Origin of the sequence: Ochrobactrum sp. CGA5 (genome assembly GCF_006345815.1) — a bacterium.
GTDB lineage: Bacteria > Pseudomonadota > Alphaproteobacteria > Rhizobiales > Rhizobiaceae > Brucella.
On sequence record NZ_VCIG01000020.1, the window covers coordinates 1 to 8,936 of the forward strand.

Genomic DNA, 8,936 nt, shown 5'->3' on the forward strand with positions numbered 1-8,936 from the left:
GCCCGGTAGCTCGTCAGGCTCATAACCTGAAGGCCGCAGGTTCAAATCCTGCCCCCGCAACCAAAATCAACAAAATACCATTCAAACCCCGTAGAAAATCTACGGGGTTTTTTGACGTCTATAGCCAAAAATACAAATCAAGCCAGTGCTTAACCGCAAAAGCCGATCTCTAACCCCAACGGGTGCAGGCGCTGCTTTCGCTGACCTGCTTGAAATAGGGCTAAGCACAATAGGCGAAGGCCGTCGAGGCGCTGACCGGCCAGTGTAACTATCCATCCTGCAGGATAAGCCTCAACGCCTTGCGCGATGCTGCCCGGCTGATTATTGTGCCCGTCCTGCCGCGCTATACGTAAACCTATCCCGATATACATCTGGATATGACCATAGTTGACCAGTTGCTCGATATCATCCCCAAAGGCTTTGACACGGGGATTCGTTATCGGGACCAGCTGGCGCGAAGTATGATAGGGGTCGCATTAACCGGTCCTTTGCAATAGATCGAGGTCAGTTCTCCTGCTTCAAATATCAAGGGTGGAGCGCTCTCAAACGCCGGACGGTCCGCTTGCCGTGTATAGAGACGAGGCTCGGTAACACTTCCCACAATGCGTGGGAGCAAGGAAATGGAGCTTTCCTGCGCCGAATCGATGTGAAGGGATCGATTTGCCCCAACGAGACGGAGCAGGCTATCGAAGCAGGTCCGGCTAGGATCGGCTTTGCCTATTGCTTGTAGCCCTTGGTTCAAAGTTACCGAGATACGGCGCTTGAAGCCGTGCTGTCCGACTGGGCTTCGGAGGGGCTGCCACTTACTATGTATTATCCAAGCAGGAGACAGGTCCCATCCGGTTTGCGGCGGCTGATTGATATTATCCGAGAAGATCAGGGTCTCACGAAATTAATGGTTCCTGAAGAAGCTATGTTGCTTTAAGTGTGGTTAAATTTTTATCATTCTTTCGTTTAGGCGCACTCAATAGATTGGCGTTGCGTCAGCATCCTTCAGGATTGAATATGCGCTTCACCTGTTATGCATGGGATAGGCGCTGTCTTCCATGCGTGGCCGAACTCACCCATGGAGATGCATTATGCACTATTCTGCGGCAACTGATCGCTATCAGTCAGATATGATCTATCGTCGTACCGGTCAGAGCGGCATTGATTTGCCAGCTATATCGCTTGGCCTCTGGCACAATTTTGGTGGTCGGGATGTTTATGAAAATGCTCGCTCGATTCTCCTCCGCGCCTTCGATCTGGGTGTGACGCACTTCGATCTGGCCAATAATTATGGCCCGCCTCCGGGCTCTGCTGAAGAGAACTTCGGTCGCATCATGGCCAGCGATTTTCGCCCATATCGTGATGAAATGATCATTTCGTCGAAGGCCGGTTGGGAGATGTGGCCGGGGCCTTATGGTGGAATTGGCGGCAGCCGTAAGTATCTGATCGCCAGTCTGGACCAATCATTGAAGCGGTTAGGGCTCGACTATGTCGACATTTTCTATTCGCACCGCGTCGATGCCACAACTCCTTTGGAGGAGACGATGGGAGCGCTCGCGCATCTGCATCGCCAAGGCAAGGCGCTTTACGTCGGTATTTCGAGCTACTCGCCGGAACTGACGTTGAAGGCGGCAGCGATACTGAGGGAAGAGCGCGTGCCGCTTTTCATTCACCAGCCCAACTATAACATGTTCAACCGCTGGATTGAGAATGGGCTTCTCGATACGCTGGATGAACTGGGCACCGGCTGCATCGTCTTTTCGCCGCTGGCTCAGGGTTTGCTAACCTCTCGCTATCTGAACGGCATTCCCGAAGGAGCGCGGGCGAATCAAAGTGGATCCCTGAGAGCCAGCGCAGAGAACGAAGAACTGCTGGGGCGCATCCGGGCATTGAATGCCATTGCAGGACGTCGCGGGCAGACTTTGGCCCAGATGGCAATTGCCTGGACACTTCGTGATCCGCGCGTCACCTCTTCACTCATCGGAGCCAGCTCGGTCGCGCAGCTTGAAAACTCGCTTGGCGCTCTGAAGGGGCTTGAATTCAGTGCTGAGGAATTGGCTGAAATTGATCAGTATGCGCATGATGGTGGTACCGACTGGTGGAAGAGTTCGACTTCGCTTTGAAGTATCAAGCCGACTGAAATAGATGACAAAGGGCCGCACGCATTTCGTGCGGCTTTTTGCTTGGAATAGCATGCGACGAAAGCAATTCACGCGGGGAGATGAAATTGCTATAGGCGAGTGGGGTTCACTGATGGGGCGCGCTCCCTCGCCAAATCTGGCCTTTGGGGCGAGTAAGTTCAAGAAGATGTCTTTGCGATCGATAAAGGGCAGTTTGAAGTATCCGCTGATCCGTGCGGGACTGGAGGCTATCGCCTTTTCCGGTGCATCGGCACTGTTCCCTTCAGTCGGTGGACGGGGTGTCGTTTTCACAATGCACCACGTTAAGCCGGAAAATGCTACGGATCGGACGGACCCCAACGCCATTCTTTCGATAACCCCGCACACGCTTGAAATGGCAATAGAAGTGGCATTGGAAGCAGGCCTCGTTCCTGTGCATCTACATGACTTGCCGAGGTTACTTTCGGAGCCAGCCGACGGCTGGAAATATGTCGCCTTCACGCTTGATGACGGTTATCGGAACAATGCGGAATTCGCCGCACCGGTCTTTGCCAGGCACAGCATTCCCTACACGATTTTCATCACGTCCGGCTTCGTGGAGCGCAAGCGATCCATGTGGTGGCGGACCATCGCAGCTCTGGTGATGCAAGCCGACAGTTTCCAGTTCGACTTTGGCGGTGGTGCTGTCGAAGTTCGATCGGAAAGCCCCAGCCAGAAATCAGCGGCCTTTGCCCAGCTCGTGCAGTTCATGCAGTGTTTCGATGAAGATGAGGCCGTAACCCGCATAGATGCAGCAGCACATGCGGTTGGGATCGACGCAATCTCCCTTGTGGATGAATCGGTGATGGACCCATCCGAGTTACGCACGCTTGCACTCGATCCGCTTGTGCACCTGGGAGCGCACACTGTCACGCACGTCAATCTGCGTCGCGTCGACGACAGACGGCTGGTAAAGGAAATTACCGGTTCGACCAAAGCAGTGCAACGCTATACCGGTTACAGACCGCGATCCTTTGCCTATCCCTATGGATGGAAGGCGGCAGTGGGGGAACGGGAAATCAGGGCCGTTTCAGAAGCCGGTTTCGATGTGGGGGTGACCACCCAACCTGGAGTGCTGCAGCAAACAGGCGTGATGCCAGCCGCAGCGATCCCACGGATTTCGCTCAACGGCTCCTTTCAGAAGAAGCGTTATATAAAGGCGCTTGTTTCGGGCCTGCCGTTCAAGCTGCTGTAGCTAGGATCCGGTCCCAAAACCTCGCGTCCTAAAACACGAAAGGCCGCCTGCTGGCAGCCTTCGTAAAACCTGATCTGATGATAAACTGGAGCGGGCGAAGGGCTCCATTCTGGCTTCCATACTCTGTAAGTTATTGAAAACGCTTATTCAATTTTCCCATCGAGTCGGTATTTTGTACCACGGTTTGTACCGGCAATCCAGCCTCTCCAGTGAGCTTTTTGGCTTTTAAAGTCTCAGTCTGATCGAGCTGCAATCCCGGGGGCTGCGAAAATTACTCTTTGGTGTCGGTTTGGCTCCTGCGTCCCGGTCGCAGGTTGTTTCTCAACAGCGCCTCTTCGTCAGGTTCCGCGAAAAAATCTGCAACCTTACAGTTCAGCGCAAAAGCCAATTTTTCCAGAGTTTTAATCGTCGGATTCTTAACGCCTCTTTCCAGATGCCCAACATAACTGCGCTCAACACCTGCCGTTAGCGCGAGATCATCCTGAGAGATGCCGCGCGAAACACGTATCCGACGATGATTCAGGGCTACTTGTTGCTGAATATCCATCGCGGCATGAAGCACGGTTGCTATTCATGAAGCCACGGGATATGAAACTGTGTATTTTTAGACTCGTAATAGCTGGCTGAGGTCCAGTAAGGCGGAGGCAACATGGCGGAAACGGTGAATACACTGGTGAAAATCCGGAACGCTGAGCGGGAAGGAGTGAATGAATTCCTTCAGGAGCGTTTTTTGGAAGTTTTCTCAAAAGTGAAGGCGACACAGAAAGATGCTGCTCAGACGCGCTATTCGGGCGGGTCGATCATTCGACCGTGGGGCTTCAAAGCTGTTTCAACGGTTCAGGCGTCACCTGATGATGCATTGATTGTGAAGCTCTGGGGTAAGCCAAAATTCCAGCTGATGGGTTATGTCGCCATGCTGCTGGTTATTGGCAGCTTTCTTTGCCTTGTCGTGAACCCGATTGAATACTGGTTCTGCGCTGTGGTGATCGTACTTTTCTATATCGCCTTGATTTCAGAGAGAAAATCGACAGCGAAGAAGATCAGTCAGGTGCTGGAAGAAGTGAAAATCCGCTTCTCGTAAGTTCCCCGTTAAATCTACCAGAATCTGGAGTTTGGAATGCGTATCGTTCGATCCGTATTGTTCATGGGCGGCTTTGTTTTTGCCAATCTTATGGGTGCATCTGCTTTTGCTGCTGAAAAGCAGGTTTATATGAATGAGGCTGGTTGGGAAGTTTATCTCGACCGGGCGGCTTCAGACCCGAATGAGTATGTCTGCAAGATGACAACAACGGACGTTTTTAAGAAAGTGGGCTTGATTTACAATGTTGGCATGCGGATCGATAATGGACGCATTTCCCAGCATTCCACGATTGCACTGCACTTCAATCGTGTTGATGGACGTATCGGGCGGGAATTGTCAGAACCAAGCCAAAGCCTGAATTTCAGCTTCCGAATGGGTAATGGCGATTACACGACGACTTCTGCTGTCGCCAAGACGATCAATGCGGAACCCGATCCTGTGGCGGCAGTCTTTTATTCTGTAGACGAGCGTTTCAACAACGACACGGTGGTCAATCTTCGTTTTGCCGGACTCGGAACTGCTGAAGCCGAAATCCTTGAAATGGACAATGGCTCCCGTTTCACGGCATCGTTTGACACGAAAGACAGCGTTTATCCCGCCAATGCGATGAATAAATGCGTCAATGAGTTGCGGCAAACTGTGAGCGAGTTAAATAGGTTGTAGTAATTGACGGTCGAAAACAACAGGGCGACGGTTGCTTGGACAGGTTGTCATTACGAAACCTCTAGTCGTTCAGTCTAACTGCGGTCAGAACTTGCCGGGTGTCTCGGTAGATTTATGTGGATATAGCAACAGAACATCTGGCGAACATCCATGCGTCCTATTAAGTTGATGTTCTGGCTATCGCATGGATGTCAGCGGCCGGATTGCCCGGTGCGTTTGATGTCACGTGCGGTGTCGAGGCAGTGGCGCAGATCACCCGCATCGACGCGCAGAATGGGCCTCAGGGTACCTCTGCATAGGTAGTGCCTGTCGCACGGGTGGGGTTAATGAACAGGACCCTAGAGACAATTGAAAAACAAGTCCCGCCTCATGACAATGGTTCAAAGCCGAAAGGCATTAGAACGGGCGTGGGAAGTAATTAAAGAAAATGCCCAAACATCGACCTCTGACGATGTGCGTAGCGAAGTCCAGATATTCGCCGAGAAGGCGACTGAGAATATCAACTCGCTAAGCGCGCAGCTTGCGAAACGGTCCTTCAAATTTGGAAAAGCTAAAGGCATTCCTGTCCCTAAGAAAACACCAGACGGCAAGAAAAGCAGTAAATTCCGGCCGATTGTACTTGCTCCGCTGAAATCGCGGATCGTTCAGCGTGCCGTGCTAAACGCACTCTCCACAGTCGATGCGCTCAAGCCGTTCGCCGAAAACCCTTACAGCTTTGGCGGAATCGCAAAATCGACAGACGGCCTTGGCGCAGTACCAGCAGCCGTGCAAGCGGTGCTGAAGGCAATCGGCAATGGGGCGACCCATGTGGCATTTGCCGATATTCGTTCATTCTTCACAAAGATACCAAAGCAGCAAGTTTTGAATATTATCAGTGAAGCCATCGACGATCCCGAATTCACGGCATTCGTTGCTGAGGCAATTAGAGTCGAACTCGAGAATATGGTCGAGTTGAAAGAAAAAGCCGAGGCTTTTCCCATCCATGATGTAGGCGTTGCGCAAGGGAATTCATTATCGCCCCTGCTTGGAAACATTGTGCTGCACGATTTTGATCGACAAATGAATCAAGGAGATTGTTGTTGTATCCGATACATCGACGACTTTATCATTCTGGCACCTTCCGCTGCCGCCGCTCAAGCCCGGATGCGGTTGGCTAAGCGGATATTAGCTCAGTTCGACATGACTCTTTCGGAAGAAAAGAGCACTGTGGAGCCGCTGTCCGTGATCGAAAAATTCGATTTTCTCGGAATTGAATTCAATAACGGGTTGCTTCGCCCCTCGCAAAAGGCGGTGAACCGACTATACGACAACATAACGGTGCGTTTTGCGAAAAGCCTCAAGGGAATGCGCACTACTAAGCCCGGCACTCTGGTATCTCGGCATTATTCGCTCGTGGCAACGCTCCACCGTGTTGACAGCATTATTCGTGGTTGGGGAAAGCATTATCGGTTCTGCAATGATAGAGACTTGTTCAGACGGATAGACAAGCGTTTGTACGAGATGGTGGGCGAATATCTGGCCCAATATCGTGAGATTAAGAGAAAGCGCGCGTCCACTTATGCGGCATCGCTTCTGGGTATTGATGAGCTTGCACACCATAAGCGGGCAGAACTAACCTGGCCTGCTCGCACCAAGAAACCCTGAACTTGAAGCACGTGTCACTGAAAAAGTCGTATCTCCTCAGACCGCTGCTATCGGCGAGAGGATGTCATAGCGCCGCTGTGGCAGCTTCTGGACAGACCATGCATCAGCTACTGATCTCATTTGCTGTTTTGAGATTCCTGCAAAACGTTGGTGACGTCGAAACCATTTTCGGTCGCCACTTGCTTCTGATTACTTGGAATCGGCGATGCAAATATCGCAAATGCACAAAAAAGTGCAATAATCACTCCACCTATGCCGTAGAATAAATTAATTTTGCCGTTCGATTTCAGCTCCCAACAAAGGAATCTCACTGGACTACTAGCGCTGATCGAGGAGCCCAACGCTATGGCGGGAATACTTTTGCCAAATTTGGTTTCGATCATAGTAGCATGGTCGACCGCCCCCTTTAACAATCGGTGATACCAATGACGGTCCATAAACCAGAAGCCAGCCCAGATGGTTAAAGCAATTATCGCAATCGCAACCGACAAGCTGATGTTCGACCCAAAGACATGAACGGCAAGGCCATCACGAAAGGTAATTCCAGCGGCCGCCATCATCGCACCAGTGACTGTCATCGCAAAATTACGAATCTGCATCTCGATCTGATTGAAGTGCTGCTGAACATCGACGGACTTTTTCCAAATGTCGATCATGTGTGTTGCGTTTAATTCGGCAACATTGGCCTCTTGGCTGACAAAATCAAAGCTCTGCAGTATTTCTCCAAAGAAGTCTATTGAAGTTGTTGGTACTATGGTTCGTAATGTGGTGCGTGTTTCTCTTTCAATATCTTCGTCGGTCCAGTGAGAGACCTTGCGCAAAAGATCATAGCCCGGGTGGGATTGAGAAACACCATACTTGGCGAACACATCGTATACCCCCGCATCCTGGGCCATTGCCACATCTTTAAAGAGACTGTCGCCTGCATATACACACTCATCTGGCTTTGCTTTAAGATCGGTTATTATTTCCCGCAGCAGTCTCGCGTTCGGCTTTAGCTCATTGGGTGCTGTGTGACGAATTTCAGTAATTTGAAGCTCGTAGAATTCATCCGGCAAGCTGCGAACTTGGGCAACGCCTACGCCAGTCGGCAAGTCGTGATCCTTCGGGCAATAAAGGTAATCGATTACACCATCAAGGCCGAGCTTTTTTAGCCTGTAACCACTGTAGAATGACAATGACTCCGTATAAGCGATGATGCGTGCACCTCGGTTCTTAATTTGCCATAATGTTTTTAGGACTGTTGGATAAAGACGAAGGGACCGGTCCCTTTCTATTTTTGATGCCTGGACCTCTTGTGCCAGATAATCTCTTAAGTTGCTTCCGTTAGGTGTCTCGAACTTGAGTTCATCCAATAAGAAGGTGTATTCCGATGTCCGGCGATTCCTGTGTATCTCGCGAATGTTCTTTTCTAAAACCATAGGATCGATGCCAACACGGTCACGTAATCCTTCATAAATGGGCAAGAAGGACGCGTGCCAAATGTGGAACCAGTCATAAAGCGTGTTATCCAAGTCCACGATCAATGTGTTCACTTTTGGCTTCATGTTCACTCCTTCAAACCGCCGAAGCGGTACAGCATGTAAATGGCTTGTTCAAACGCGATTTGTCTCAAGCTTCATAAAGTGCCCCTCTTAACTCCATGTGGCTGCTAACCAACAACACTTCCTGTGCCAATACTGATCGGCAATCAGGCATTGTAGCTCTCAAGCTTTTGCATTGTGAAGCTGAATACCACTGTCGAGATATTTGTCGATTAGCCGCTTGAATTCTGCAGCTGTTTCCAAATTACTACTCCGAGTAGAGCCAGATTTACGTTGAAGTCGAATTTCGCAACTTTGAAAGCGTCGAACGGCTGCAACCAGTAGCAGCTATAATGCTGTTCCAGCTTTGACCGCCCTCCAGCATTTTCCGAAGTGCTGCATTCCGCGATTTGTTTTCTGGCCTGCCTTTATATTTTCCATCGGCTTTGGCCTTGGCTATTCCTTGTTTCTGCCGCCGCCTGCGATCATCATAATCTTTTCGAGCTATGGCCGCGATCATATCCAGAAGCATACTGTTGGAGTTGCCCCATAAAAACCGGACATTTTCAGGATTGAGCATTTCGGCTCAGGAACTCTCGTGGAGATTGATATCCTAAAGCCTTGTGCGGGTGAAGATTGTTGTAGTGCTCGAACCATGATGGCAGTTGAGCCATGACAGTTTC

General features: G+C 50.6%; 8 protein-coding genes and 1 pseudogene. 5 read left to right on the forward strand and 4 right to left on the reverse strand.

What is annotated here, in order from left to right:
- The first annotated feature begins 1,079 nt into the window (after nucleotides 1-1,079).
- Together mgrA and FJQ48_RS12420 are read left to right on the forward strand one after the other, a co-directional pair.
- Nucleotides 1,080-2,111, forward strand: a complete 1,032-nt coding sequence (gene mgrA / locus FJQ48_RS12415; RefSeq protein WP_139975394.1) for an L-glyceraldehyde 3-phosphate reductase — start codon at nucleotides 1,080-1,082, stop codon at nucleotides 2,109-2,111.
- Between the two features lie 184 nt (nucleotides 2,112-2,295).
- The gene (locus FJQ48_RS12420) at nucleotides 2,296-3,342 is read left to right on the forward strand and encodes a polysaccharide deacetylase family protein (protein WP_139975398.1); all 1,047 of its coding nucleotides are present in this window, start codon (nucleotides 2,296-2,298) and stop codon (nucleotides 3,340-3,342) included.
- Nucleotides 3,343-3,613: 271 nt separating this feature from the next.
- On the opposite strand, the gene FJQ48_RS12425 is transcribed toward FJQ48_RS12420, so the two are convergent.
- Nucleotides 3,614-3,889, reverse strand: a complete 276-nt coding sequence (locus tag FJQ48_RS12425; protein ID WP_139975399.1) for a helix-turn-helix transcriptional regulator — start codon at nucleotides 3,887-3,889, stop codon at nucleotides 3,614-3,616.
- Between the two features lie 102 nt (nucleotides 3,890-3,991).
- On the opposite strand from FJQ48_RS12425, the gene FJQ48_RS12430 reads away from it, so the two are divergent.
- From FJQ48_RS12430 to FJQ48_RS12440, 3 genes are all read left to right on the forward strand, one after another.
- Nucleotides 3,992-4,423, forward strand: coding sequence for a hypothetical protein (locus tag FJQ48_RS12430; RefSeq protein WP_139975395.1), 432 nt, complete (start codon nucleotides 3,992-3,994; stop codon nucleotides 4,421-4,423).
- A gap of 63 nt (nucleotides 4,424-4,486) precedes the next feature.
- Nucleotides 4,487-5,086 (forward strand): hypothetical protein, encoded by a 600-nt coding sequence (locus FJQ48_RS12435; RefSeq protein WP_180350199.1) that lies wholly within the window; start codon nucleotides 4,487-4,489, stop codon nucleotides 5,084-5,086.
- Between the two features lie 348 nt (nucleotides 5,087-5,434).
- A complete protein-coding gene (locus FJQ48_RS12440; RefSeq protein ID WP_210236260.1) occupies nucleotides 5,435-6,730 on the forward strand; it encodes a reverse transcriptase domain-containing protein in 1,296 nt (431 codons plus the stop codon).
- Between the two features lie 116 nt (nucleotides 6,731-6,846).
- Here FJQ48_RS12440 and FJQ48_RS12445 read toward each other — a convergent pair whose 3' ends face one another.
- The 3 genes and pseudogenes from FJQ48_RS12445 to FJQ48_RS12455 all read right to left on the reverse strand — a co-directional run.
- Nucleotides 6,847-8,277: an HAD family hydrolase gene (locus FJQ48_RS12445; RefSeq protein WP_139975397.1), complete on the reverse strand. Its 1,431-nt coding sequence runs from the start codon at nucleotides 8,275-8,277 to the stop codon at nucleotides 6,847-6,849.
- Between the two features lie 265 nt (nucleotides 8,278-8,542).
- Nucleotides 8,543-8,791, reverse strand: a pseudogene (locus FJQ48_RS12450) (helix-turn-helix domain-containing protein); the annotation flags it as partial.
- A gap of 28 nt (nucleotides 8,792-8,819) precedes the next feature.
- The coding region (locus FJQ48_RS12455; RefSeq protein ID WP_139974652.1) for an integrase core domain-containing protein at nucleotides 8,820-8,936 on the reverse strand (117 nt) is incomplete at its 5' end.

Bases quoted from the DNA above. Each gene is read 5' to 3' on its own strand.
- mgrA (WP_139975394.1), top strand. From the start codon at position 1,080: ATGCACTATTCTGCGGCAACTGATCGCTATCAGTCAGATATGATCTAT.
- FJQ48_RS12420 (WP_139975398.1), top strand. From the start codon at position 2,296: ATGTCTTTGCGATCGATAAAGGGCAGTTTGAAGTATCCGCTGATCCGT.
- FJQ48_RS12445 (WP_139975397.1), bottom strand. From the start codon at position 8,277: ATGAAGCCAAAAGTGAACACATTGATCGTGGACTTGGATAACACGCTT.
- FJQ48_RS12430 (WP_139975395.1), top strand. From the start codon at position 3,992: ATGGCGGAAACGGTGAATACACTGGTGAAAATCCGGAACGCTGAGCGG.
- FJQ48_RS12425 (WP_139975399.1), bottom strand. From the start codon at position 3,889: ATGGATATTCAGCAACAAGTAGCCCTGAATCATCGTCGGATACGTGTT.
- FJQ48_RS12435 (WP_180350199.1), top strand. From the start codon at position 4,487: ATGGGCGGCTTTGTTTTTGCCAATCTTATGGGTGCATCTGCTTTTGCT.